This is a genomic window from Ktedonobacter sp. SOSP1-52, from assembly GCF_016587395.1.
In genome coordinates this window covers 1,646,618-1,673,353 of sequence record NZ_BNJH01000001.1, presented here as the reverse complement: position 1 = coordinate 1,673,353, position 26,736 = coordinate 1,646,618, and the positions used below count along the sequence as shown (strand labels likewise).

Annotated in this window: 18 protein-coding genes and 4 pseudogenes; 6 read left to right on the top strand and 16 right to left on the bottom strand. The window is 54.0% G+C overall.

Annotated elements, in window-relative coordinates:
- Positions 1 to 204 precede the first annotated feature (204 nt).
- The gene (locus JMJ16_RS07645; RefSeq protein ID WP_201379913.1) at positions 205 to 999 is read right to left on the bottom strand and encodes an AraC family transcriptional regulator; all 795 of its coding nucleotides are present in this window, start codon (positions 997 to 999) and stop codon (positions 205 to 207) included.
- Between the two features lie 107 nt (positions 1,000 to 1,106).
- Here JMJ16_RS07645 and JMJ16_RS07640 point away from each other — a divergent pair, with 107 nt between their 5' ends.
- The 3 genes from JMJ16_RS07640 (at position 1,107) to JMJ16_RS07630 (ending at position 6,390) form a co-directional block, all read left to right on the top strand.
- Positions 1,107 to 2,909 carry a beta-L-arabinofuranosidase domain-containing protein gene (locus tag JMJ16_RS07640; RefSeq protein WP_201379911.1) on the top strand — a complete coding sequence of 601 codons (1,803 nt, stop codon included), beginning with the start codon at positions 1,107 to 1,109 and terminating at the stop codon, positions 2,907 to 2,909.
- 198 nt (positions 2,910 to 3,107) lie between these two features.
- Positions 3,108 to 4,400: an aminopeptidase P N-terminal domain-containing protein gene (locus JMJ16_RS07635; protein WP_201379909.1), complete on the top strand. Its 1,293-nt coding sequence runs from the start codon at positions 3,108 to 3,110 to the stop codon at positions 4,398 to 4,400.
- 10 nt (positions 4,401 to 4,410) lie between these two features.
- Entirely contained in the window at positions 4,411 to 6,390 is a 1,980-nt protein-coding gene (locus JMJ16_RS07630) for a S9 family peptidase (protein WP_201379907.1), read from the top strand.
- Between the two features lie 197 nt (positions 6,391 to 6,587).
- Here the strand turns inward: JMJ16_RS07630 and JMJ16_RS07625 are convergent, their stop codons facing one another.
- The 12 genes and pseudogenes from JMJ16_RS07625 to JMJ16_RS53735 form a co-directional block, all read right to left on the bottom strand.
- Entirely contained in the window at positions 6,588 to 8,339 is a 1,752-nt protein-coding gene (locus tag JMJ16_RS07625) for an ABC transporter substrate-binding protein (RefSeq protein WP_201379905.1), read from the bottom strand.
- A 450-nt stretch (positions 8,340 to 8,789) separates the two neighbouring features.
- Complete coding sequence (locus tag JMJ16_RS07620; RefSeq protein ID WP_201379903.1) at positions 8,790 to 9,803, bottom strand: tagatose 1,6-diphosphate aldolase; 1,014 nt, start codon at positions 9,801 to 9,803, stop codon at positions 8,790 to 8,792.
- Positions 9,804 to 9,814: 11 nt separating this feature from the next.
- Complete coding sequence (iolG, locus tag JMJ16_RS07615; protein ID WP_201379901.1) at positions 9,815 to 10,834, bottom strand: inositol 2-dehydrogenase; 1,020 nt, start codon at positions 10,832 to 10,834, stop codon at positions 9,815 to 9,817.
- A gap of 18 nt (positions 10,835 to 10,852) precedes the next feature.
- Complete coding sequence (locus tag JMJ16_RS07610) at positions 10,853 to 11,776, bottom strand: TIM barrel protein (protein WP_201379899.1); 924 nt, start codon at positions 11,774 to 11,776, stop codon at positions 10,853 to 10,855.
- A 27-nt stretch (positions 11,777 to 11,803) separates the two neighbouring features.
- On the bottom strand, positions 11,804 to 13,282 hold the full coding sequence (locus tag JMJ16_RS07605; protein ID WP_201379897.1) for a CoA-acylating methylmalonate-semialdehyde dehydrogenase: 1,479 nt from the start codon (positions 13,280 to 13,282) through the stop codon (positions 11,804 to 11,806).
- 45 nt (positions 13,283 to 13,327) lie between these two features.
- Positions 13,328 to 15,190 (bottom strand): 3D-(3,5/4)-trihydroxycyclohexane-1,2-dione acylhydrolase (decyclizing), encoded by a 1,863-nt coding sequence (iolD, locus tag JMJ16_RS07600; RefSeq protein WP_236601543.1) that lies wholly within the window; start codon positions 15,188 to 15,190, stop codon positions 13,328 to 13,330.
- Between the two features lie 83 nt (positions 15,191 to 15,273).
- Positions 15,274 to 16,302: a 5-dehydro-2-deoxygluconokinase gene (gene iolC / locus JMJ16_RS07595; protein WP_201379893.1), complete on the bottom strand. Its 1,029-nt coding sequence runs from the start codon at positions 16,300 to 16,302 to the stop codon at positions 15,274 to 15,276.
- Between the two features lie 14 nt (positions 16,303 to 16,316).
- A complete protein-coding gene (gene iolB, locus JMJ16_RS07590; protein WP_201379891.1) occupies positions 16,317 to 17,222 on the bottom strand; it encodes a 5-deoxy-glucuronate isomerase in 906 nt (301 codons plus the stop codon).
- Between the two features lie 89 nt (positions 17,223 to 17,311).
- The gene (locus JMJ16_RS07585) at positions 17,312 to 18,352 is read right to left on the bottom strand and encodes a LacI family DNA-binding transcriptional regulator (protein WP_201379881.1); all 1,041 of its coding nucleotides are present in this window, start codon (positions 18,350 to 18,352) and stop codon (positions 17,312 to 17,314) included.
- A 962-nt stretch (positions 18,353 to 19,314) separates the two neighbouring features.
- Positions 19,315 to 21,240, bottom strand: a complete 1,926-nt coding sequence (locus JMJ16_RS07575; RefSeq protein WP_236601255.1) for a hypothetical protein — start codon at positions 21,238 to 21,240, stop codon at positions 19,315 to 19,317.
- Positions 21,241 to 21,322: 82 nt separating this feature from the next.
- Complete coding sequence (locus JMJ16_RS07570; protein WP_236601253.1) at positions 21,323 to 22,330, bottom strand: transposase; 1,008 nt, start codon at positions 22,328 to 22,330, stop codon at positions 21,323 to 21,325.
- A 46-nt stretch (positions 22,331 to 22,376) separates the two neighbouring features.
- Positions 22,377 to 22,679, bottom strand: a pseudogene (locus JMJ16_RS53735) (transposase); the annotation flags it as partial.
- A 420-nt stretch (positions 22,680 to 23,099) separates the two neighbouring features.
- Between JMJ16_RS53735 and JMJ16_RS07565 the strand changes: the two are divergent.
- On the top strand, positions 23,100 to 23,804 hold the full coding sequence (locus tag JMJ16_RS07565; protein ID WP_201379876.1) for an N-acyl homoserine lactonase family protein: 705 nt from the start codon (positions 23,100 to 23,102) through the stop codon (positions 23,802 to 23,804).
- Here the strand turns inward: JMJ16_RS07565 and JMJ16_RS07560 are convergent.
- Together JMJ16_RS07560 and JMJ16_RS53730 are read right to left on the bottom strand one after the other, a co-directional pair.
- Entirely contained in the window at positions 23,698 to 24,045 is a 348-nt protein-coding gene (locus JMJ16_RS07560) for a helix-turn-helix domain-containing protein (RefSeq protein ID WP_236601542.1), read from the bottom strand. The two genes, JMJ16_RS07565 and JMJ16_RS07560, sit on opposite strands and share 107 nt — an antisense overlap.
- A pseudogene (locus tag JMJ16_RS53730) lies at positions 24,029 to 24,196 on the bottom strand (hypothetical protein); the annotation flags it as partial. The pseudogene JMJ16_RS53730 and the gene JMJ16_RS07560, both read right to left, overlap by 17 nt.
- On the opposite strand from JMJ16_RS53730, the pseudogene JMJ16_RS07555 reads away from it, so the two are divergent.
- Both JMJ16_RS07555 and JMJ16_RS56770 read left to right on the top strand, forming a co-directional pair.
- A pseudogene (locus JMJ16_RS07555) lies at positions 24,139 to 25,176 on the top strand (IS701 family transposase); the annotation flags it as partial. The pseudogenes JMJ16_RS53730 and JMJ16_RS07555 sit on opposite strands and share 58 nt — an antisense overlap.
- A gap of 7 nt (positions 25,177 to 25,183) precedes the next feature.
- Positions 25,184 to 25,345 (top strand): annotated as a pseudogene (locus JMJ16_RS56770) (transposase); the annotation flags it as partial.
- 347 nt (positions 25,346 to 25,692) lie between these two features.
- Here the strand turns inward: JMJ16_RS56770 and JMJ16_RS07550 are convergent.
- Complete coding sequence (locus JMJ16_RS07550; protein WP_201379872.1) at positions 25,693 to 26,628, bottom strand: LysR family transcriptional regulator; 936 nt, start codon at positions 26,626 to 26,628, stop codon at positions 25,693 to 25,695.
- Positions 26,629 to 26,736 lie beyond the last annotated feature (108 nt).

Sequence of the window (26,736 nt, the reverse complement as noted above, 5' to 3'; positions counted from 1 at the left end):
TATTTGATGACTTATTCACAGCTTTTTCGACAATCAGGCCAGAGCAAAGCCTCTCCCTCCTACTTGAGCATACGATGTGGCAAGATATATTTGCCATAAATGTATAGCTCTGTTATTCATCCGCATATTGCGCTAAAAATGCCACCCTGTCAAGGGTGGCAGCGTACACGAGAGTTTCTTCAGAGGCTAATCACGCTCCAGAGCTTACCATCTGGCAGACGGGCGACGTTGCAGTTCGCCCGGTGAGACGCCTCGGATCTTTTTAAAGACTTTCAGGAAATAGTGATAATCATGAAAACCGACTTGCGCTCCTACTTCCTTGATTGGTTTACCCATCACCAGTAATTCCGCCGCGATGTCGATGCGCAGGTGTTGTAGCTTCTGATGAATGCTCCTGCCAAAGTGCTGCCGGAAGACACGATCCAGGTGTCCATAACTATATCCTAACTCCTCCGCGATCAATTCACTATTCACATCCTGCTCGATATGCTCTCTGAGGTAATCCATGACGCGATAGGCCAGTCGCTTCGGCCTATCCTGTTCACTCCCTGTGTAATCTTGCATGGCGCTCAGTTGTGCAAGGATCGCGGCAACCTGCACGTTTATCTGCGCGGGAGACAACACGGCAAAGTCCACAGCACGCTTGAGAAAGCGATACAGGTTAAGATATGGGATATCGGGTGGTATGCGTCCCAAGACAGGCAAGCTCAACATTTGAGACTCGTAACCTCCCTCTCTCGTTAGAAAGTGGAAATAGATTACATCGAAGCTTGTCCCACTCTGTATCCCATAATGCCGCACATATGGCGGCAGAAGATAATAGCTATTCGCGCATACGTTCACTCGGTCCCCGCCCACCTGTAAACTCGTCGCACCCCTTGTGAGCATACCAAGCACCCAGAAATCCAGCACACGGTCAGCGTGCAGTGTTTCCTCCTGCACAAAACCCATACTCAGAACTTCTGGTTGCCCATCTAGTCGATAGATCGAGCCGGACATGTTGAAATTTTCCACCTTTGCGTTGAGAATCTACATTGCGCCTCGTGCCTACGTCCTTTATCCTATCATGTATATACCAGACACAGAACTATAGAGGAGGTCCTTCAATGTTTGAAATTCACCATTCGCTCCCCTGGAACGCAGTCACGCTTCAGCCGGGATCACTCAAGAAAAGGGCAGAGCTTAATCGCGCCTATATGCTCAGTCTCAAGAGTTCTCATCTGTTGCAGAACCATTATGGTGAAGCCGGACTCTGGAACCCGCCCCAGCAACCAACAGATTGCCACGGGGGATGGGAATCGCCAACCAGCCAATTGCGCGGGCATTTCCTCGGACACTGGCTCTCGGCTGCGGCACGCCTGGTCGCATCGACGGGCGATACCGAGATCAAAGGGAAGGCTGACTTTATCGTGGCTGAGCTAGCGCGTTGTCAGCAAGAAATGGGAGGCGAGTGGATCGGCTCTATTCCAGAAAAGTATCTCGACTGGATCGCACGTGGCAAGCGTGTCTGGGCACCTCAGTATACTCTGCACAAGACCTTGATGGGCCTGTACGATATGTACGAAATTGCTCAGAATGAGCAGGCACTTGACATCCTCATCCACTGGGCAAACTGGTTTCATCGCTGGACAGGGCAGTTCTCACGCGAGCAGATGGACGATATTCTCGACGTCGAAACCGGCGGCATGCTTGAAGTATGGGCAAACCTCTACGGTGTCACCAATAGACAGGAACATCTGGATCTCATACGACGTTATGATCGCCGCCGCCTCTTTGATCGCCTGCTTGCTGGCGAAGATGTGCTGACATATATGCACGCGAATACCACTATCCCCGAAGTGCATGGCGCAGCGCGTGCCTGGGAGGTAACTGGCGAACAGCGCTGGCGCGACATTGTTGAAGCATACTGGCGCCTCGCGGTTACGGATCGCGGCTATTTCTGCACTGGTGGTCAGACAAGCGATGAGATGTGGTGTCCACCGCATCAACTTGGCGGACAACTCGGACCCGAAAACCAGGAACACTGTACCGTCTATAACTTGATGCGCCTGGCGAACTATCTCTTCCGCTGGACTGGGGATGTCGTCTATGCGGACTACTACGAGCGCAATTTCTATAATGGTATCCTCGCGCAGCAGAACGCGCAGACAGGCATGGTCGCGTACTACCTGCCTCTGGAGACGGGAGGAGCCAAAGTATGGGGAACTCCGACGAATGATTTCTGGTGCTGTCACGGAACCCTTGTGCAGGCCCAGGCAAGCCATACGCGCGACGTCTATTTCACGAATGATGAAGGGCTGGTTGTCAGCCAGTACATCCCTTCCCGCGTGCAATGGCATCACGATGGATCCGAAGTTAGCGTAACTCTGGAGAGCAAGGCCCACGACGTCTACGCGCTGAAGGCTTCGCGTGAGCGGCCGCGCCAGACATCACATCCCGAGTATACGCTTAGCGTCAACTGCGAGCAGCCCACAGAGTATACACTTACGCTGCGCTTGCCCTGGTGGCTCGCAGACGAACCAACAATCACGATCAATGGCGAGCGCCAACGGGTTCCTCACACTCCATCCAGCTACTATCGCATTCGCCGAACCTGGCATAACGATAAGCTTACCATCCTGCTTCCGAAAGCCTTGCAAATCGTCCCCCTGCCAGGCGCATCTGACATGATGGCCTTTATGGATGGCCCCATAGTTTTAGCCGGACTATGCGATGACGCGTCTATGCTCTATGGAAGTAAAGATCAGCCCGAAACGCTCCTGGCTTCTTGTCATGAACGTCAGTATGCCGCCTGGCAGCCTGACAGCTATGAGACGCGCAACCAGCCGCACACCACACGCTTCCTCCCCCTGTGCGACATTCGCGACGAGCGTTATACTGTCTACTTTCCTATTACCGAACGGTCTTAAAGGAGATGCAGGAGGGTCTTCCTTCTACACCACCCCATTTAGAGGCTGCTCCATTATGCATAAATCAGCATAAACCATAACTCAATTGTACAAGCTTGCGCCTGGCTGTGCATCATATAATGGAGTACTACTTCTAAATAGGATACCACAGGCAGAGACTGGTTCAGGCTATTTTTTGCTAGAGAGGGACTCCATCGTATGTTTGAAGCACGACGAAAAGCATTTATGGATCACATGGGCGGGGGCGTGGCAATCCTCCGTAGCTGCCCACAATTTCGGCGCAGTGGCGATTCCCTGGAATTTACCTATCGCCAGGACAACAACTTTTACTATTTGACGGGCTTCGAGGAACCAGAAGCGATCTGCGTCCTGGCCCCGGAGCATCCAGAGCATCACTTTATCCTCTTCGTCGCACCACGCGACCCCTTCGCTGAATCCTGGACGGGACGGCACGCTGGTCCAGAGGGAGCGATGAGCCAGTATGGCGCTGATATTGCCTACCCACTTGAGCAGTTCGCGGAGAAACTACCTGAATATCTCAAAGGCTGTCAAACCCTCTACTATAGCAGCGGCAAGGCCCAATCCTTCGATGATCAATTGCTAGAACTGCTCGCGCGCCACCGCCGCGCTTTCATCCCACGTCAGATCGCCGATCCTCTATTTATTCTGAGCGAAATGCGCGTACGCAAGTCGCCGGAGGAAATCGAGCTGATTCGTGAAGCCTCTCGTATTAGCGCCAAAGCGTATAGCGAGGTACTCAAAGCCCTCAAACCGGGTATGCACGAGTACGAGGTCCAGGCGATTCTGTCATATGTCTACCAACAGCACGGTTCGCCTCGCCACGGCTACGCGCCTATTGTGGGCTCCGGTGCCAACGCGACCATTATGCATTACGATAAGAACAGCCGTCAGATGCAAGATGGTGAACTGGTTCTTATTGACTCGGCCTGCGAATATCAGTACTATAGCTCCGATATCACGCGCACCTATCCCATCAATGGACGCTTCACTCCTGCTCAACGCACGCTTTACGAGCTGGTACTCAAAGCACTTGAGACCGCAACGGCGATGGTCAAGCCAGGTATTACGCTTACCGATATCCATGACCATACTGTCGAGGTCCTGACAACAGGGATGGTGGAGCATGGCATTCTCAAAGGCGATGTGAAGCAGCTTATCGCGGATAAAGCCTATCAGCCTTTCTATGGCTACTTCACCAGCCACTGGATGGGCCTTGATGTTCATGATCTCGGCCCATACAAGCGCCTGGGACAGTGGGACGAAGATCCAAAGCTCGAACCCGGCATGGTCTTTACCATTGAGCCGGGGATCTATATCCCCGAAGGCACCAAAGACGTGAACCCCGAGTTCTGGAACATCGGTATTCGCATCGAGGACGATATCCTTGTAACCGAGCAGGGCTACGAAAACCTCACCAGCGACGCACCCAAAACGTTCGCAGAAATTGAAGCCATTATCGCAAACAAATAGAGGGTTTCCTATGAACGAGTTACATTCTACGGTCTCTCAACAGGAGGCGGTCCCCTTTCACACAACTCATCCGCACGTGCCTGTGGTCCTGGACACGCTCTTTAGTATACGCAACGTCATCAGCGCGGTTATTGCGCCTGATGGGAAGCGCGCCGCGTTTGTGGTTCGCGAATGGGTGCCAGATCAGCCCAGACAGCGGGGGCGCGTCTGGTGTGTAGACACAGCAGGCGGCGAGCCCTATCCCCTAAGCACAGGGACGCTCGATGATTCTGCCCCCTCCTGGTCACCTGACAGCCAGCAGCTTGCCTTCATCTCTAAAAGTGGGCATGAGGACGAGGCCCTGCTCCGCATTGTCCCCGCCCAAGGTGGAGAAAGCCGGACTATTTGCGCCATGCCTAACGGCATCAGCGAGGTCAACTGGTCGCCTGATGGTAACCGCATCGCCTTCCTCTCACATGATGGTCCCAAGCCAGGCGATGATCCTATCATATTGCGCCCTGGTGAGGAGCGTTATCGCCGCCTCTGGACGGTGCGGCCTGCGTATGGTACTCCCGAGCCTGTAACACCCAATGGCGTCTCTATCTGGCAATATGCCTGGTCACCTGATAGCAGCCAGTTCGCGGTCTATTTCGCCACTGGCCCCGAATACTCCGATTGGTACTGGGGGCAGGTCGGTATCGTCGCGGCTAGCGGCGGGGCAGTTCGTCAGCTCAGCCAGCTTGACCGCCAGGCATGCTCCCTCGCCTGGTCGCTTGACGGCAATACTATCGCATATGTATCGGGCAACTGGAGTGATCCCGACCGCAACGGCGGCGACATCTATGCCATCTCGCTTAAGAATGGCCAGACGCGCAATCTCACACCGGAGCTTGATTGGAGTCCCACCTGGTGTAGCTGGCTCCCTGACGGGCGACACTTGATCTGCGCGGGCTTCGAAGGCCTCTCCTGTCAGGTAGGCTTGCTTGATAGCACAACTGGCAAGATGACTTCCCTGAGCAGCAATTTCGCCCTGGGAGACCGCCACTGGCCCCACCTGTCAATGACGGCAGACCGGCGCTATGTCGTCGCTACGCACAGCGAGAAGCATCCCTACGATGTCTGGTTTGGCGAACTACACTATGAAGACGCTAGCGTGAGGGATCTTACCTGGAAGCGCCTCACGCGTATGAACCCGCAGCAGGAAGAGACGCTGACGCTGGCGAAGACTGAGCGCATTCGCTATGAGAGCGTTGATGGCTGGCACATTGATGCTCTCGTGACATGGCCGCTCCACCATGAAGGCAGCACTCCCCCACCCCTGATCTTACATGTCCACGGCGGTCCATCAGGGGCGTGGTTGGACGACGGCGACTACCATTCGCAATACCTGGCGGCGGCTGGCTTTGCCGTCCTGCGTCCAAATGTGCGCGGCAGTATGGGTCATGGAGTCGCCTTCGCTGACGCTGTACTAGGTGACATGGGTGGAAAAGATTTTCAGGATGCTCTGCGTGGCGTCGATTATCTCGTCGAGCGCAACCTGGTTGATGGAGAGCGCGTCGGTATTATGGGCTGGAGCTATGGCGGCTTCCTCTCTGCCTGGGCCGTCACCCAGACTAACCGTTTCAAAGCCGCGATCATGGGAGCTGGCATCAGTGACTTCCACAGCTATCATGCTCAGTCTAACGAACAGGGCTGGGATATGCGCTTCCTCGGGCAAAACGGCCATCCTATCGATCCGCTCACTCATCCCGAAGCCTATCGCGAGCGCTCGCCAATCACCTACGCACGCCGCGTAACCACGCCAACAATGGTCGTTCACGGCGAGAAGGATCTCTGTGTACCCGTCAGCCAGGCTTACGGTTTCTATCGCGCACTGCAAGAGAACGGCGTTGACACCGTGCTGGCGGTCTACCCACGTGAAGGGCATGGCCTGGGCGAATTGAAACACCAGCGCGACTACCAGCAACGTGTGCTTGCCTGGTTCAAACAACACTTGCTCAAACAGTCTTAGCGCTCCAACAACAAAGCCTCTAACCAGACAAACATGGATGCCGACTCGCTGTTTTTATAGAGGCGCGCCGAGTCGGCATTATTTTTATGCCCATCATGCGTCGATTTGGTAGAGCCACTCGGTCAAGAGTTGCAAACAAAAGGAGAAGCCAGTTTGGCGCACAGGCACAAACTGGCTTCCTTTCGAACAGCGAACGTTTAATACTGCCTTGTATCAGCGCATGGGGTCGCTGTCGAGATATAGATGTTCGTCCAATCGTCGGGTGGAATCATGCTCTGCGCGTTATCCGCAATACCAACCACACATGGTTTACGCACAATCACGCTTCCTACCTGGACTGTCGGCAGCCATACCACATCGTTGACAAGCTGCTGCTCCGCCTGATTGTACAGTTTCATCCGCTGCGCTTGATCCTGAGTGCTATCAGCCTGCTCCATTAACTTCTGCGTCTCTTGCTGCTGAGATGCGTTAGCGGAATGATTCTGTCCGTAGTTAACTACGTTGTTGGGTGACCCCTTATCGAACTGCAGTGTCAGCCAGTCCTGCGGATCAGGATAGTCGGCGACCCAGCCCAGGGCAAACATCTGTACACCATTGGGGTTATTTAGCGCCGCCGGAACATCGCTTAGCAGCTTTCCGTAGTCAATATCATTGAGTTTCACCGAGATACCCAGCACAGTCTGCCACATCTGCTGGACGGCCTGGAGCTCATTGCGTGTATCGGAGCTACCATTGGTCGCGACCGTGAAAGTCACCGATGGGAACGTCGAGGAGGTATAGCCCTCTTGCTTCATGCCCTCCTCAAGCAACTGTTTCGCGAGTTTCGGGTCACCGGCGGGACTCTTGACGCCAGCTGGCCCCGTGAGGCCCGCATCGTAGCCCGGCATCCCCTGTGGGACGATATGATTTGTCGCGATAACCTTGTCTTTATACGTATTATGCGCCAGCGTTTCTTTATTGATAGCTAAAGCAAACGCCTGGCGAATCTTAATGTTGTCAAACGGTTTGACGAGATAGTTCATCCCATAATACGTAATCCACAACTGGGGAATGGAATGGAATTGCCTCTCGGGCAAGGCTTTCGCGGCATCTATATGCGCAGAGGGAACATTACTCTGGTCGACCTGCCCCGTCTGATAGGCCTTATAGATCGTATCCGCCTGTTTATAGAAGGGAATGACAATCTTCTTCAACTGCGGCTTGGGACCATAGTAGTGCGGATTAGGGACAAACTCGATAGCCTTTCCATGCTCGTACTTGGAAACCATAAACGGACCAGCCCCGCCAATACCCTGGCTGAGATGGTCTACAAAGTTCAGGTCGCCATACTTCTCAATCATGCTCTTTTCAATCACATACGAGCACGAATATGTCAGTTCTTCCAGGAAATAAGATGCCTTTTGAGTCGTAATAATCACCACCGTATCAGGATCAGGCGTGAGAATGCCATCACCAATGACAGTCTTCACTTTGCCCGCAGCCAGTTCTGGCGCGCCTTTAATCAGCCCCATATAGGTCAGAGCCACGGCAGACTTTACCCTGGGCTGGAGGGCGCGATCAATGCTATACGCGACATCGGCAGAGGTCAATGGGGTGCCATCGCTAAACTTGAGGTTGGGGCGCAACTTAAAAGTCCAGGTGAGGCCATCAGACGAAACGGAGTGTGAGGCCGCGAGCTGATCATGTATCTGCAACTTATTATCGAGCTGGACCAGACCAGTGAACACCAGGTCGATAGCGGCAATAGAGCCCCCATCAGTCGAGAGCGCGGGGTCAATCGTCTTGAGATCATTACCACTGCTAGGCCAGATGAAGACTTGCTTACTATCGTCGGCCTTAGTCGTTGATATAGTTCCTTGCTGTGCGCTACCACAGCCTACGAGCAGGAGCGTGAGCAGACAGAAAAACGTTGGAAGAATGCCCTTCACAAATTTCGTGCCAGATCGCATAAATATATTCTCCTGTTCTTTGTGCTATAGAGAGAATGACATGTCATAAGGTTGCCCATGCGAATACTTGTGCTTACAATCTGAGAAAGCAATCCAAACATGTCCAAAAACATGGAAAGCACTACAAATTACCCTTTAAGTGGCCCTCCTTTACAACCATCTCTGAGGTTTCTAGAAACGATCCCAGATCCACAATGCCACACATAACACTGGAGACGGTCAAGGCGATATCGCCCATAATCTCACTAAGCTCATCTAATAGGTCTGGATCTGATACACCGCTTGTAGCCTTATTTTATCGTTTCAAAAGCATAAATGCCTTGTGAAAACGAGTTGCTAATAATGCTGATTTCTGCATAGCTCTATGCTGCTACATTCGCGTTGATTGGTGCGGGAATATGGCAAGAGAACGTTTCGGCTCTGGCAATAGCACAACAGGAAGAGACTAAGCTATGCGATCTCGATGTTACCTTTCCCACCATACGTGTCCCACCAGGCGCTAGCATAGGTGGTCAGTACCCTATTAAGCGCCTGGATATTTTGAGCGCCATGCTCCGCTAACCAGTACTCCAACGCTTTCACACCTTCTCGCGCAAACACCTGAATGCCCTGCTGCCAGGTAGCTCGCCCACACAGCACACCCGCAAACTTCGCCCCTGCTTCGGCGGCCAATTCCAGCATTTCGCAGAACACCTCGTTATTGATGCCCGCACTCAAGTAGATGAATGGCAGCTTCGTTGCATCGGCGGTCTTCCGTAAGTGCATTAACGCTTCCTGGTGTGTATAGGCTGCCTGACCGCCAGCAAAGGCGCGCGTTTGCGCCACAAAGATAGGGTTTATTGGCAATTCGACCTTGAGCACGTCCACACCATAGCGAGGCTGTGAAAACTCCTCCATGGCACGCGCAACATAGAGGGGCTTCTTCTTCGCGAACTCCAGCCCCTTCTCGTCCCCTATTGCGTTATCGTATACTAGCGGCTCAAGAAAAAAGGGTATATCTAGCGCGATGCATTCGGCACCAATGCGCTCAACATAGGCCTGCTTGATGACATTGATCAGCTCTTTGTCGAATGGGTTGTAGTAAAGGAGAATTTTGATAGCCCTGGCTCCGGCCTCGACGAGACGACGCACGCTCCACTCCGGCAGGAGATCAGGCAACCGATCTCCTGTGCTGTTATCGTAGCTCGACTTTTCATAGGCCAGCATGGTAGCCTTATTCTGAAGATCATACATCAGGCTATACTCTGGATCTAAGAGTATAGCGCTGGCATATGGGGATAAAACCTTTGCTACCGCTCCTTTGAAGGCTTGCATATCATGTGCCGTTGCCTCCGCTCCGCGCGCTGTCGCAATGGCTTGCAAGAGATTCTGGCGGTGGTCAACTGCCAGCGCGGCAATACAACCGTCCTCATTAGCACAGGCGTTGAGTCCCTCGAATTTGCCTTTGCTCATTCTCACTGTCATTGCGCATCCCCCTATCTCATTTCATCAATAGAAATGGGTCGTCGTTCATCCAGCGAGCGGCGTGCCGCCAGAGCCAGGACCACCGGAGCGCGCCCATCTTGCTCGTTGACGGGCACAGGTTGGTCGTGCAATACAGAATCGACAAAGGCCGTCATCTCCAACAAGAAACTCTCGTTATAGCGTTCGAGGAAGAAATGTAACGGAAGGTCGCGCCGAATGCTCTGCCCATCGCTGATAATGGCCGTATTGGCATACTTATTATCAATACTAATTGCACCGCTACTTCCCAGCAACTCTACACGCTGGTCATAGCCGTAGGAAGCGTAGCGGCTATTATTAATTGTGGCAATAGCACCATTGGCAAAACGCAACATGACCACCGCCGTATCCACATCGCCCACCTCTCCAAGCGCAGGATCGTGCATGACACCCGCCATGGTGAAGACTTCCTCAACCTCGCTATCAATCAGGAAGCGAGCCATGTCAAAATCGTGGATCATCATGTCAAGAAAAAGACCACCTGAGACGCGAATATAGGCCAACGGTGGCGGCCCCGGATCGCGGCTGGTAATATTGAGGATCTGAGGGTAACCAATTTCCTGACGCTCTAGGGCCTGTCGCACCCGACGATAGTTCGCGTCAAAGCGTCGATTAAAGCCAATCTGCAATTTCACTCCGGCAGACGCTACTACCGCGACAGCCTGATCTATCGAGGAAAGGTCAAGGGCGATAGGCTTCTCACAAAAAATATGTTTGCCAGCCTGCGCCGCCTCTTGAATCATACGAGCATGCGTATCCGTTGGTGAGCAGATCACTACGGCTTGAATATCTGGATTTTCCAGCATCGCCTGGTAATTCTGTGTGGTATAGGGTATCGCAAAGCGCCGGGCGCATTCCCTGGCGGCCTCCTCGTTCGCGTCGGCAACCATGAGCAGGCTAGCCATCGGAATGTGTCTGGCCAAGTGTTGAGCATGTAATAAACCGATACGCCCGGCACCAATCAGGCCGACCGTCAAGGTGTCTATTGACATAAGGCTCCTCTTCTTCTATTACAGCCCGATTGCCTTCAGATAGGCCCGATTGCGCTGAGCGCTCTCTTTAGGACTACCCATACCAGGCAGAACGTCCTGCTCAACGACAATCCAGCCATCATAGCCGCGTCCGTGTAGCCAGTCGCGCACCACCTCAAATGGGACGCTACCCTGTCCCAGTTCGCAAAATACCCCATTGCGCACTGCCGTAAAATAATCCCAACCTTCGGAGCGCGCTTGCCGGGCAACCAGAGGATGACAATCTTTAAAGTGGACGTGCTGAATACGCTTCCCAAAGCGCTCAAGCCCTTCCAATACCCTCTGACCATCGATGTCCCCTGAACCATAGAGGTAATGCCCGGTATCAAAGACTAACCCTAAGAGTTCGGGATCAGTCATCTCCAACAAGCGCTCAATCTCCTGTGGTGTCTCGACGTAGCCAGCACAATGATGATGGAAGACTGTTGGCATGCCAGTCTCCTCACGTACCCTGCGCGCAATGCGTTCAGCTCCACGGGCGAAGGTGGTCCATTGTGCCGCGCTCAGCTCCATCTCGTTCGTGACATGCCCGGCATTGCGAGTACGCTCCGGCTCTGTTCCATTGGCATCGGCGAGAATAAGGAAGGGCGACTGATCGCTCTCCTCAGCCACGGCGGACAGCAGACGGGCAACCTTGAGCGCCTCGGCTTCCCCAGCGGCATGCATACTCGCATCTTTCAGCGCCACCGGTACAAACGCACCCACCATGCGCAGGTTGCGTCGCTTCAACTCTAATTGCAATTGTGCGGGAACAGTGGGCATAAAGCCCCAATCGCCAAGTTCGGTCCCAACGTAGCCTGTATCACGCAGTTCATCAAGCATCTGCCCGTAGGTGATACCTTCACCCTTCACATCGTCAAATTCGAGTGCTCCCCACGAACAGGGGGCGTTAGCAATATGCATCTTCGTCCCTCTCACGTTTCTAGAACTCTAGAACTTGCGTGACCACTCGCGAGGCCAACGCTCAACTACGACCTTCTTCTCGGTATAGAACTCAATGGCATCGCGCCCCTGAGCGTGCATATCGCCGAAAAAGCTATCCTTCCAACCCGTGAAGGGGAAGAAAGCCATCGGGGCCGCTACGCCCACATTGATACCGATATTGCCCACACGCGCCTCATAGCGGAACTTACGGGCCGCGGCGCCGCTACTTGTAAACAGGCAGGCCATGTTTCCAAACGGAGAGGCATTGATCAGCTCGATGGCGGCATCGATATCCTGAACATGTATCAGGCTGAGGACAGGCCCAAATATCTCGGTACGCACAAGCTCACTTTGCGGCGCGAGATTATCAAGTAGTGTCGGGCGCACGAAATACCCGCGCTCATAGCCTTTGACCTGTGTATTGCGCCCATCGACAAGCAGTTCCGCTCCCTCCCCAGCGCCCTTCGCGATAAGCGACTCGATACGTTGCTTGCTCTCAGGGGTAATGACTGGCCCCATCTCAACCTCTGAATCCAGGCCAGATCCTACTTTGCGTTGCACTGCCGCGTCTGTTAGGCGCTCGCGAAACTCTGTCCGGGCTTCGCCCACCGTAATCGCGACCGAGGTAGCCAGGCAGCGTTGCCCGGCGCAGCCAAACGATGAGTCAGCGACGATACGTGTAGTCATCTCCATATCGGCATCGGGAAGCACAATAACGGTATTCTTCGCACCCCCCTGGCATTGAGCGCGTTTCCCATTGACTGCCGCCCGGCTATAGACATACTTTGCCACAGGCGAGGAACCCACAAACGAAATAGCGCGTACCAACGAATGATCGAGCAGTGCGTCAACGGTCTCTTTGCCACCATTGACCAGGCTCACGACCCCCATTGGCAGGCCAAGCTGATCAATCAGTTCGAAGACGCGCGCCATCGTCAGCGGCACTTTCTCCGATGGTTTGAGGATAAAGCAGTTACCGCAGGCGATAGCATAGGGTAGGAACCAGAGCGGGATCATGCCAGGAAAATTGAAAGGCGTTATGGCGGCCACCACCCCGACTGGTTGACGAAACATATGCTCATCGATGCCAGAGGCGATATCCTCAAGGTTATAGCCCATCATCAAAGAGGGAATGCCTGTCGCGACCTCAACATTCTCAATGCCGCGCAAGAGTTCACCCTGAGCTTCCGCCAGCGTTTTACCACACTCCTGCGTGGTCAGATAGGCAATCTCTTCGGAATGCGCTTCCAGAAGCTGCTTGAGCTTAAAGAGATATTGGATACGCTCGGTTGGCGGCGTACGTCGCCAACCGTCAAAGGCGGCCTGGGCAGCCTGTACGGCCGTATCCACCTCGCTAGCAAGTGAAAAGGGCACGTGCGCCAGGACCTCATCTGTCGCAGGATTACGTACTGGGAGATATTCAGTGGCTCGTGAGTGTATCCACTGGCCGCCAATATAGTTCATGAGTTGACGATGCTGTGTCATACCTGTCCTCCATCCCGAGTAGGGTGTTGATGATGTAGGATTATGTTATAGGAAGTAGCGCTCCTGCTGGCGCTTTTCTTCCCACTGGGCGCGGGCTACTTCTACTTGCGGCTTTGTACTGACTTCCGCAACTGGTACGTCCCACCAACTTTCGTAGCCTGGGACTTCTTGATAGCGATCATTCTGCACGTAGATAACTGTTGTACGCTCAACTGCTTTGGCAGCTTCAAGCGCAGCGACAAAATCCGCGTGACTTTTGCACTCAATGACATGTGCTCCAAGGCTACGCGCATTCGTTGCCAGATCAACGGGCAGAGGACGAACCTCTGTGTCCTGCACGTCTCCGGGCAAGACACCATTCTCCGGATAAGCATAGCGTGTACCAAAGCCTTCCTGGCCCAATGAGCGGCTAAGACTACCAATACTCTTGAAACCATGATTATCCAGTAACACAATGATCAATTTATAGTTTTCCTGAATGGAGGTAACAATCTCGCCGTTCATCATGAGATATGAACCATCCCCTACCATCACATACACATCGCGCTCGGGCGCAGCCATCTTAATGCCGAGGCCACCTGCGATCTCGTAGCCCATACAGCTATACCCATATTCGAGATGGTAATTCTTGGGATGACGCGCCCGCCAGAGCTTATGCAAATCGCCGGGTAGACTACCCGCGGCACAGACCATAATAGCGTCAGGTGAGCTCAGTTCGTTGACAGCACCAATAAGTTCACCCTGAGATGGTAACGGCTCATTACGCAGTTCATAAATCCGCTCAACTTCACGATCCCAGGCACCATGAAGTCGCTCGGCCTGCTCCCGGTAGTCAGCAGCAACCGCATAGTCTCCCAGAAGCACCTGAAGCTCTTCTAGCGTCGCTTGCGCATCCCCAACCAGGGGGCAGGCCCGGTGCTTGAAGGCATCGAATTCAGCGCAATTGATATTGATAAAGCGTACATTGGGATGCTGGAAAGCCGTCTTCGAGGCAGTAGTGAAGTCACTGTAGCGCGTGCCGATGCCAATCACCAGGTCAGCTTCCCGCGCAAGGCGGTTGGCGGCGAAGGTGCCGGTAACGCCTATTGCGCCAAGATTAAGCGGGTAATCATAGCGCAGGCTACCCTTGCCAGCCATTGTTTCGCCGACGGGAATCCCCGAACGCTCGACGAAATCGCACAGCAGTTCCGTCGCCCCCGCGTAAATCACGCCTCCTCCAGCGATAATCAGAGGCCGTTCACTGGCGCGAATCCAGGCGGCGGCTTGCTCTAGTGCGCGGCGATCTGGCCGATTGCGCGCTATATGCCATGTGCGGCGCTCGAAGAACTCCGAAGGATATGCATATGCCTCGGTCTGCACATCCTGTGGGAGGGCCAGCGTTACCGTGCCGGTCTCTACGGGGCTGGTTAATACGCGCAGAGCCTCGGGTAATGTCGTCAAGAGCTGCTCGGGGCGACTGATGCGATCCCAGTAACGGCTCACTGGCTTAAAGCAATCGTTGACCGATATATCCTGTGAATGCTCAAACTCAAGTTGCTGGAGAACGGGTGCGACATTGCGACGCGCGAAAATATCACCGGGCAAGAGCAGCACTGGCAAGCGATTGATCGTGGCTGTGGCCGCTCCCGTGAGCATATTCGTGGCGCCCGGGCCAATCGATGACGTGCAGGCAAACGCTTGCAGCCGATTCTTCGTTTTGGCATACGCCACAGCGGCGTGTACCATTGCCTGCTCGTTTCGTGATTGGTAGTAACGAAAATCGGGCATTTGTTGCAACGCCTGACCGATACCGCCGACATTCCCATGGCCGAAGATGCCGAAGCATCCAGCAAAAAAGGGACTTTCTACACCATCACGCGCGATATACTGATTCTTGAGAAAGGCGATCAGTGCCTGGGCCATTGTCATCGTCGTCAACGTACTGAACCTCCGCTTCTGGAAAACCCCTATGATGTATCCAGGGGTTGTTGACAGCATCCTTCCCGCGAGCATTAGAATCCGCCGTGATCCTGAATAAAAGCCATCACCTCATCGTAAGTAGGCATAAAGTTCGCGCACCCATGCCGGGTCACCAGAATAGCTCCGCAGGCATTCGCCAGGCGCACCGTCTTATACCAATCCCATCCATTGACCAGACCATACAGCACACCAGAGGCAAAGGCATCGCCCGCGCCCAGGATATTCTGCACCTCCACTGGAAAACCTGGCACCGATAGTGGCCCGGCAAGGAGATCACTGGAGGTGGAGTGAACGAGAGAACTTTCAGCCCCCCGTTTCTGGATAACCCATTGTGGCCCCAGCCCCAGCATGGCCTGGATAGCAGCCTGGCTATCACCACTCACCCGCGCATCCGAAATCTGAGAATGGGTGAGCCGTATCTGACTCACATCGGTCAGCATGACCGCGTTGATTTCATCTTCAGTGCCTAAAACGACATCCACCAGGCGTAGCACCGAACGCAGCGTCACGCCAAAGGCGCGCTGGTCGTGCCACTGGTCAGGGCGAAAGTCGATATCCAGCAGTACGGTTACTCCCGCCTGATGTGCTACCTCAGCCGCGAACAAGGTCGCGCTTCTGCTTGGTTCCTGACTCAGGCCCGTGCCACTGATCAATAACGCGCGGCTGTCGGCGATGGGTGTTGCCAGCACATCGTCGATAGTCAAGGCGATATCGGCGCAATTTTCGCGATAATAGGTCAGCGGGAAGCGGTCCGGCGGCTCAATGCCCAGTACAACCGCGCTAGAGCGTCTCTCCGGTTTACGCGGAATGAAACGCGTCTCGACCCCTTCGCGCATGAGAAAATGCAGAATAAAGTCGCCTACCTGGTCTTCGCCTACCGCCGTGAGCAATGCGACATTCAATCCCAGGCGGCGCGTGCCTACGCTGATATTCGTTGGACAGCCGCCAACGTAAGCGGCGAAACCCGTAATACCCACAAATGGGGCACCGATATCATTCGAGTAGAGGTCAATCGACGAGCGTCCCATTGTCACGACATCGTATTTTTTGCCTGTATTCATGCCTTTCTCCTGTGCTATAGCCTGTGCTTGATCTCGTAGAGCGGTATACGTTCGTCAAGCCCTTTGTAGTGTTCCTTGACCCACACGTAGCGCGGATCTTCGCTATTCGCCAGAGATTGGGCGCTACCGGCCAGGGCATTGAGGTAGTACGTCGTGTAGCCGGGCGGGCTCGCAACGGGGTGGTACCCTTCTGGCACCAGCACAGCATCGTTATCACGCGCCATCAAGAGGGCATCGATGGGAAAGCCAGCCTGGTGCAAGGGTGACTCATGATCGGTATAGATACGTTGATAGGCATACCCTTCAGGGCGACTCAGCTTATAAAAATACACCTCTTCGAGGTCAGCCTCCACAACTTGACCGTGTATGTCCGTCTTATGGATATCGTGCTTATGCGGAGGATAACTCGACCAGTTACCGCCGGGTGTATACACCTCTACCACGACGAGCCGCTGACAGGAGAAGCCAGGTGGGATGATATTGTTAATCTGCCGCGTGGCATTATCACCACCTCGAATCTCGGTAGCGATATCGTGTGGCGTGATCAGGCGTGGTGCGAAATCCTGGTCTGCAGGAGCAGAAATAACGGCATATTCGCACTCCGTTTCGGCTCGAACATTCAGCGTCGTCTGGCGTGGCAGGTAGAGCGCGTGTGGTAGACCAGTAAAGACACTCTCGCGTTCCCCGATATGGGACCATTGACCGCGATTCGATTCAACCTGAATACGACCACCCAGGACTACCAATGCCAGTTCACGCTCGCCTGTGGCAAACGTCCATGTGTCCTGCGCAGACAGGTGATGCACCTGAAAATGGAGGTAATCCCAGCCTGCCATCTCCGCTGTTACCTCGACGATAACATTGGCATCATGTGCATTACCAGAATGAACAATCAGGTTGCTTGCATCATATTGCCGCATATCAATTCCTTTCTCATATACACTTGTCTGCATATACACATTACAGGTCTACAGGCAGGCCGGTCTGATAGAATCGCATGATCGCGGTACTAACGATACTGCTCTCGCAATGGCGCGGTGCTGCCACGTAATACAAGAGATGGAGGTAGGCTATGGCTTTTACCTGAATGACCACTCAATAGGTCTAACATTACCTGAGTCGCAAGGCGTCCTAGTTCTACTCTGGGCTGATGAATAGTAGTCAATGGCGGCGCCATGCAACTGGCGATCTGGATATCATCAAAGCCGATGATACTCAGGTCTTGTGGCACCGCGATCCCTTTTTCGTGACATGCTGTCAGCATACCAATAGCGATCATATCGTTATAACAAAAAACAGCAGTAACACCTGCTCCGAGAAAATCAGGCAGGGCGTTCTGTCCCGCACTTATATCTTCATCCTGCGAGGCCTCATCACATGGAGGCTGGATCACCCATGCTGCCTGCCTCTGTATACCAGCTTGATCAAGCGCGTCGATGTATCCCTGAAGCCGTTGTTGGTTTGAACCTGGACGGCTCCTACTGCCCAGATAGCCTATAGCGCGATGTCCGAGTTGCAGCAGGTGGTTGACGGCAAGCTGCGCGCCCTGGTGATCATCTACTGCAATCCAGTGCAACTGACTGGCCTGTAACTCGCCCTGACTATTGATTAAGACAGTGGGAATGCGGATATGGGAAATGCGCTGGCTGTAATTGGTAGCAATACGCGATGATGCGACCAGGATACCATCGACACGCCGACGTTGATAGGTTTCGATGATATCTGTAGCCTTTTGAGGATCGTTATAAGAGGCACTGAGCAAAACACTAAAATGCGCGGCACGCGCTACTTCCTCAACGCCTTTGACAACATCGCCAAAGAAGGGATCAGCAATCGAGGTTACGACCAGGCCGATAGTGCTGGATTGCTGTGTTTGCAGGCTTTGCGCGATAGCATTGGGGGTATAACCCATTTCATCGGCCAGCTTCCGGATGCGCTCGCGTGTATCCGCGCTGATGAGCGGATTCTGTCGGAGCGCACGCGAGACGGTCGTGTGTGAGACGCCAGCAACACGAGCGATATCGGCAATAGAAACCTCTTGTCGGCGCAACGCTTGCCCCCTTTACGAGAGATCCTCACAAGAAATCTTTATGCACACGTGTGCATAAAAGGGAAAAATAAAAGTGCCTGCATCCGGAGTGCTTTTTTTGCACGATGGGAATATACTCACTGATATTAAGCATAAGAATCAGCTTCCCCTTTGTCAAGTGCTAACGAAACATTCTAGTCAGACCCCCCCATGCCTAGAGCTATCGACCGACGCTACTAAAGTACGCGTCTACATATCAAGGACGAGATGCCGTACCATTATATGTAGACGCGTACTTATGGAGTTTCAAAAAATAATCTGGGAACGTTTGTAGACGACGCGTCCATGGGTATCGTCGCGTGGGTCGTGCTGGGGGGGCTGCGCTGCTAAAGCACGCGCTTCTATATCATGGTACGACCAGCTCCGTGCCATGATATAGAAGCGCGTGCTTTAGCAGCGCAGCCCGCAAACATTCTCGGGTTAATTATTAAAAGAGCATTAGTAGCGTCGTGCCACTTGAGAGACTTTTTCCACAGCGTGATCTAAAAACAAGTGGCATCTGGAGAGTGCTCAGCAATAAAAAATTGTTCTGTTGAGAGATCCATAAAATTTGTAGTTTGACCCAATTATGCGCCACTTCCGGCGTATAAACTCGCCAGTCCTTTGAGCTTAAATGGATGAGCCAATGCTGATTTTCTTGACAAATAACTTGGCTCATACACAAGTTTGGTGAATGCTGAGTTTATGATGGCAGAAGTGATCCATTCCTTGAGCACAAACGCCAGAGTATTTACAAGGTTATTGAAGAGGTTTCACCAAACCTGTGTATGAGCCCACGGGATGTGCAACGAGGTTGCAGCAAGCGAGTAAAAAGAGAAAAAGATCGAGTGTGAAAATGGACAAAGGATTACTGCCCTCGTACTCTCCTCAGAGGGAGATTGTTCGCTTTTGAGACGCGTTACTCTCTCCTCATCCCTCCTTCGTTACTTCACTGCCAGAAAAGCGGGAACACCTGCGACAGTGACTCGCATCACCGCTGGGCCCCACCAAGCGTTACGCCCAAGTCGATCATACCAACTCCAGCGATGATGCGAGCGGACGGCACGCGGTGAGCGCTGTGGAGGGGAAATGTTCTTTGGAATGTCAGGCAGTGGAACACTCTCGACATGTTGTCTGCGCCAGTGGGTCATCCATGTTCGGCGAAGCATCCGCCCCGCGACATCCACCCATTGCGTTGCTGCTAGGATTCCAGACGTGGGTTCTACGCATGAAGGTGCAGGCAAAAGACGACGAACAGCACTGACGCGACGAGCACGATTCCCTTTGGCTTTTCGAGCCAGACATTGCTCACGCAGAGGGCAGCACAAGCAATCTTCTTGGAGGGCGACATAGACAGCTCGTTGAGAGAAGGCGTTCTCCTGGCGCACTTCGCTCAACCAGAGAGATTTTCCTGCAGGACATTGCAGCATCCCGTTCTCTTGTAAGGTGAAGGCATCTGCTCCGAAACCACCACGCGCCCATCCCCCACCTTTCGCCTGCTGCCAAGGGCCATATTCTTCAGAGAGACGTTCCGACACCACTATGTGTGCTGGAGGCTCCTTCGAGGAGGTCCACTCAATTTCGCGCATTTGTTGTCCCTGCATGGCATGTCCGAGCACGAGCCGAAGGTTCCATATCCATTGGCACGCGATTTGCCAGAGTTCTTGCCCGCACTCTGAGTAGCAACACCAGCGATCCGGGTCGTTTTCGACATCTTCATCTGCGAGCACCGCTTCAAACGCCCCACGTCCATGATACAGGTCCAGCACGTCCTCCACCAGAAATCTTTCGACATCAAGGGTCGTCATGAAGAGTTCATAGACCCACTCATTGATGCGCTTTCCCACCGAAATCGACTTTTCAGGTGCAGGAGCTTGATGTCGGGCAACAATCACGCGAACTTGAGGGAAGTCTTCCCCTGGTTGAAGCCAGCCTCCATCAAAGAGCTCAACGACCTCACCCGTGTTTCTGCTCGTCATGTTTGCCGTTGGTGCATGAACCAGGACACCTTGAATCTGGGGATGCTCCAAGATCTGATATCCTCTCCCTCGTGTCACGAGGTGCACACCAGCCAGGATGATTTGCGCGATCACCGCCGCGTCGCCATATTGCCCATCGAGACGGACTAAGGCCACCTCTGATGTGAGCGCAAAAGTTTTCACGTAGGAGGTGATCGCCTGAAATGCTGAAGCAAGTTCGTCACGATAGTCACCATTCCCTTTCCTTGAATATGTCCCGATCCATTGACGAGTATGCATTTGAAGGGCGGTGGTACGTGTACGTACCACCTCACCTCGCTTGCGCCCTTTGTAACCAGGCGCACAGACCGCATCAAGACGGCGTCGCGTAGCGGGAAGTTCAGGACCACAAGGTAACGCTCGTTGCCGTGCGGCCTGACGCGTGGCATCTACATCAAAAACAATGCAGCGGTGACCCTGGCGATCCCACAATCCGCCGATACTCTCAAAGGTCCAGCCATCAGTGAAAGCATGGTGCTGGAAGAGTGCGCGGAAGGCCTCCAAGCAAGGACGATCTACATCGGCTAAGAAGCGACTCAAGCTGGAACGATGAGGAAGACATCTGCGCCCAAACAATGCCATGAACTCCGTCTCGAAAGGCTCTATGCGCTCAAAGAAGTCTGCTAACGTCCGCTCGCCGCTGATTGCATAACCTATCAGCAAGGCAAGAAAATCGATGGGTTCATAGCTGCCAAAACGTCCGCGCACCAAACGCACCTCATGAGCAAACACATCAAGCAGACCACTCGCTGCGAGGTGCTGAACAATGATGACCACTTCAGCGAACCAGACTGGTACCGAGGGGCGATCTACAGGAGACGTGTGGACTTGAATGCAAGCGTTGGGTATCATAGGTAGAGAGACCTCCTTCAGAGAGAAGATTTTGTTCCTTCTCATGTAGACTTTATCCAAATTTTCAAACAACAAGATCTGGCTATGCTGCAAAAGTGAGCGTGTCCACGAGGTGATCAAAAAGCACCCGTGGAATTTGAACGGTGTCGCCTTCATCTGACGACACCGAAAAAAAGGTGGAGGGCCACAGATGCTGGCGGACAAAGGCAAGCGTATCGGAAAAGGTGGGCAAGGCTTTGGTGTACCAAGCCGTCTGACGAATGGGAAAGGGGGGCTTCCCCAACAACTGCTGCGCAAAAATGGTCACGAGCGAAAAGAGGCCCAGGAGAGCAGGTGTGGTGCGCATAATCGCCAGATCCGACCATTGGCGTTGGGTCTCCACGCCCAAATGAGCACGCACCTCGTGAAACGTCACTTCCAGCGTCCAACGCAAGACAAACCACTCGACGATCTGAACTGCCAGTGCCTCTTGATCCGTGCACAGCAAAGCCATCGGCTCGTATTGGCCTTGGGGATCGCGAATGAGCACCCAGCGGATGGCAACTGGAGGAACGGGAGATTGATACCACAGAGCCGTGCCCGTGGCAAGCTCCATCTCTCGTTTGGTTCCTCCATACCAGCAAAGAGTGTGTTTCTTCCATTGTGTGGTGGAAGCGGTGAGGCGGGCAGAAAGCTTGGGCTGGGCTTTGCCTTTGAGAGCATTCCTCCCTCGTTTCCCGGCTTCACGCGCGGCAGCGGGCTCGTACAAGCATGCATCCAGACGCAAGCGTGTGAGGATGCTCGCACTGGGCAAGCGACTCACGTTCAGCAGGAACGAGAGCACAGCATATGTGCCATCAGCCACGATCACCAGGCGTCGTGCAGGCAGCCAGCGAGTGACTTGCAGGATCATCTGCCAGGCCCAATCCGTAATGGTTTTGTGTCGCATGTTGCGTTCTTCGTGATAGCGCTCCGATGGAGCCAGCGCGGTCAAAAAGGGCAAGGCCCAGACCCGCTGTGCCCAGGGAATTGGCGTGAGCAGCAGTATCGAGATCCAGCGCAACCCATTTGTTGCGCACAAAGAACTCTTTGCTCGAACGAACGGGATCACGAGAGACCCCGCGTGCCGCAATCTTGCGACCTCGTCGGCGCTCGATAGTTTCGTCGATCCCCAGGATCACTGGCTCAGTTGCGGCAACAAACAGAGACACCAGCAGCACCAGCAGGCGGCGACTGAGTTCTCGCGAGGACCAGGTGGCACGACTAAGCACACGGTGATAGTTCTGGAAGTGCTTTTCCTCGGCACATCCCATCACGCGCAAGATGGCGGTAACCGTTCGCTCACCAGGAGCCAAAATCGCCCCAATCAGCAGCACTTTGGCCCATTCCCAAATCCTTTCGCTAAAAGCGGTTTCAAAGTGGCGCAACACGTGTATAATCCTTTTAGGCAGCGTCTGCATCTCGCTTTTTTCCTTGGTAAGAATTTTGAGAGAAGCTTACTCTGCCTTTCGTTTTTTGTCTAGTAATTGGATAAAGTCTACCTCATTAGAGATCTCTTTTTCTTTCTGCTGCTAGCTTGCTACAATCTCGTTGCGCATCCCGTGGGATGAGCCATGATATAGGTCAATTTTCATAAGTGGTCCAGACTGAGAAACTGTTTTGGAATGCGAGGCGGTAATGCTGCATGGCCAAAAGAGCAAGATAGGAGAAGTTTTTGCGCAGGTTTGACGGTAGAATGTCTTGCGTGCAATGAGGGAGCGGAAGACCTTTGTGCGCAAGACTGACAGGCCCGGCGTTAGCTTTCTGCTAACGCCGGGCCGATACGAACGCCAACACGATTGATGTGATCGAATATATGCTTCAATTCCGAGGAGGAGCTTATGAGCCAGAATGCCATGAAGCGTCTTTATCTGATGCAGGTTGGGTCCATGCCGGAATACCAGATTCCGATTGTGTGCTATCTGGTGCAAACGGGTGACGGCAAGAATATTCTGGTTGACAGTGGTCTACCGGAGATTATGCCTGAAGGAGAATCGGAGTTCGAGAATGGGCAGGACGTTATTGAGCAGTTGGCGAGCATTGGCTTAAAACCGGACGATATTGATACAGTCATTTCGACGCATTATGATATCGACCATGCCGGAAGACACGCGGCATTCACGAAGGCGCAATATGCTGTTCAGCGTGTGCATCATTTGGATGCGGCGAGCAACCCACGTTTTGCTGCCAATCGACCCCAATGGGATCAGCCAATGGAGCGCATTCGGCTGGTGGACGGGGACACGGAACTGCTGCCGGGGCTGGAGCTGATTGAGACGAGCGGGCATGTGCCGGGACATCAATCGGTGCTGGTGCGGCTGCCCAAAACGGGGGCGATTTTATTGCCGATTGACGCTGTACCCTTCGGCAAGGGCTTTACCCGTGACGAGCAGGACGACGGTAGCAACCCGGACGCCGAAGCGATCCGCGCCAGTACGATTAAACTGCTTGATCTGGTCGAACGGGAGCATATCGGGCTTGTGATTTTCGGTCATGACAAGGAGCAGTGGGAAGGGCTGAAAAAGCTGCCGGAGTATTACGAGTGAGGGCCACGCCCCGCTCGAACCAATGCTGTACTGTTCGTTCGCTGACACCGAGCTGGTAGGCAATCTCTTTGATTGCAAGCCCTTGCTCGCGCAGGCGCCTGGCCTGCTGATAACGCGCATCTCGCTTGGCGCGGCGGATGGCGATGGTCCACGCAACCTGTTTTCCTGGATCGAGCTGCCATCCATGTGGCAGCGGTTTCGGCCCGCCGATCTGGCAAGATGTCGATGATCTGATGAGCATCCAGGTTAACGACGATCGTCCCAAAGGTTCTCCCGCGCCGAAAAGCGAAATCGTCTAGTACTACTTTGGTAGTTTCAGTGATAGAATGGAGACATGAACAAGAATCGAGTGCCCAAAGCCTCACCCGAACCCCTACCAGAACTGGCAGCATTCCTGGAACCATTTGCCCCGCTGTTCCGCCGACATACCAGCCGAGACAGTATGGAGCGCTACCTGACTGGACTGCTCACCGACTTGCCTCACAAAACGTGTGACACCATCGCAGACGTGGTCGCAGGAACCACCGTTGAGCGCTTGCAACACCTGTTAACTGACGCGGCCTGGGACCCGTTGGAGTTGGACGAAGCACGCGTGAAGCGCTTACTGGCCTTGCATCCTGTAGCGGATGGCATCCTCGTTCTCGACGATACTGGCCTGCCGAAGAAAGGGAGCGCCTCGGTCGGCGTCTTTCCGCAATACTCAGGGACCCTCGGCAAGATTGGCAACTGCCAGGTCGTGGTCAGTGCTGAGTTTCTCGCTGATGATCCGGCAAGCAGCACACCTTTCCACTGGCCCGTGAGCGCCCAACTCTTTCTGCCGCAAGCCTGGATGCAGGATGCCGAGCGCCGTAAGCAGGCACAGGTCCCGAAGTCGATCAGCCAGCAGACCAAGCCGGAAATTGCGCTGGGACTGCTAGATCGCGCCAGGCAGTGGGGTGTCCCGATCGCAATGGTGGTGGTCGACGCAGGCTATGGAGACAATCCCAACTTCCTGCGCGGCCTCGACGAGCGCCAGATCCCCTACATCTGCGCGGTTGAGAGCACGTTCGGCTGCCGGTTGCCCGCCGAAGTGCAAGCTGTCGCGCTCCAGTTGCCCACCTATCAAGGACGTGGACAGCCCCGCAAACCACGTCCAGCCCCGCTGCACACGGTCAAAGACCTGATCGAAGCGTTGCCCGCCTCTGCCTGGCGAACCATCTCCTGGCGCGAAGGAACAAAGGGCACGATGCAGGTGCAGGCGGTCGCCATCCGCGTGCATTGGGCGACCGGTTCGCCTCGGCACTCCACCAGTCACAGTCGGGTACAAACCGGACCAGAGGGCTGGCTGCTGGCTGAGCGCCCTCTGCCTGAAGCAGACACCAACAAGCAGGAAACATCGAGTGCTGAAAAGGCTGGCAAGAAGCCAGAGCAAACGCGCGTATCGCTTCAGCACCCTGCCCCTCGAAACCTCCTTGGAACGATTGGTTCTGCTGGCCCACGCTCGCTGGGTCATCGAGCAGTTTTATGCGGATGCCAAACAGGAATGCGGCTTCGATCACTTCCAGGGACGCAGTTGGAACGGCCTGCATCGGCATCTGGCTCTCGTCATGCTGACCTACAGTTTCCTCATGCTCTTTCGTCTCACCCTTTCTTCGCCTCCCGATGAGGCGTTTCCCCCTGCGGCATGCGAAGCTCGCTACCTGGCGTGCATCGCCAGATGCTGCTCTGGCTGTTCCAGGATCTCGTCTGGTGGCTCATTCACACCCAGCAGATCGAGTTCTTCCGCCCCAGAAGAAACTAACAAAGTAGTACTAGAACGCCGGTCAAGTAATGGGAAAAGAGCATGTTATCGTCTATGATGCCACTGCTCATGCCGACGAGGCACAGCCCTTGTCCTTTTCCCAGAAACTTACACCCCCTCAGCACCTATCGTGGTATTCTTACACTCCTCCAGCACCTCCCGTGCAACGGCAAGAAATTCCTGAACCACGGGAGCGATATCTTTCCGACGCCACGCTAAGACCGTTTCGATGGTATCATCACCATCAAGATCGGCAAGAGGACGATAGACAAGCCCACGAGTGCGAATAGCCGCTGCTGATGCAGGCACAATAGAGATACCCAGGTTTGCCGCTACCAGCCCAAGTTGCATACGAATGTCAGGAACCTCTTGCGTAATGCGCGGACTGAAGCCGCAGAGCTGAATGATCCGGTCGTAAAAAAAATGCGAGGCCTGGCGCTGACAAAAAATGAACGGCTCATTGATCAGGGAGCGGATAGGAACGGATGCATGGGAAGCGAGGGAATGCTGTTGCGCAAAAACAGCAACGAGAGGAATACGTTCAACAACCACTGAGTCAAGCTCGGCAGGTATCTTCGGGGGACAGGTAACAAAACCCACCTGGGTCTGCTGCGCCTGTATGGCTTGCAGTTGTTCCTGGAGATTCACCTCTCTCAGGCGAATCTCCACAGAGGGAAAACGCTGGCGGTAGATAGCAAGCATGTCAGGAATTATCGTCGTTGCGCTTGTGCTCTTGATATATCCAATGTCCAGCCAACCCACCAGGCCCTGTTGAGCATCTTGTACCCGAGAAAGTGCATGCTCCACCTGCTCAAGAATGCGTCGGGCATCCTCCAGGAACACCCGCCCAACGTTCGTTAGCGTCACAGTATGGTAATTGCGCTCTAAGAGGCGCACCCCTAAGGTTCGCTCCAACTGGCGGATCTGTTGACTTAACGGCGGCTGCGCGATATGTAATTTCTCGGCTGCGCGGCCAAAGTGCAACTCTTCGGCGACGGCGACAAAGTAGCGCAGATGACGCAACTCGACCTTCTGGCTATACATCACATGTCTCGCAGGGATAGGAACAATATATTGGACATATTGCTAGTATAGCGCTAGAGTCAAGGGGAGAAATACGTCTCGCACTTCTCTCCTCGCTTCGCGATCTCT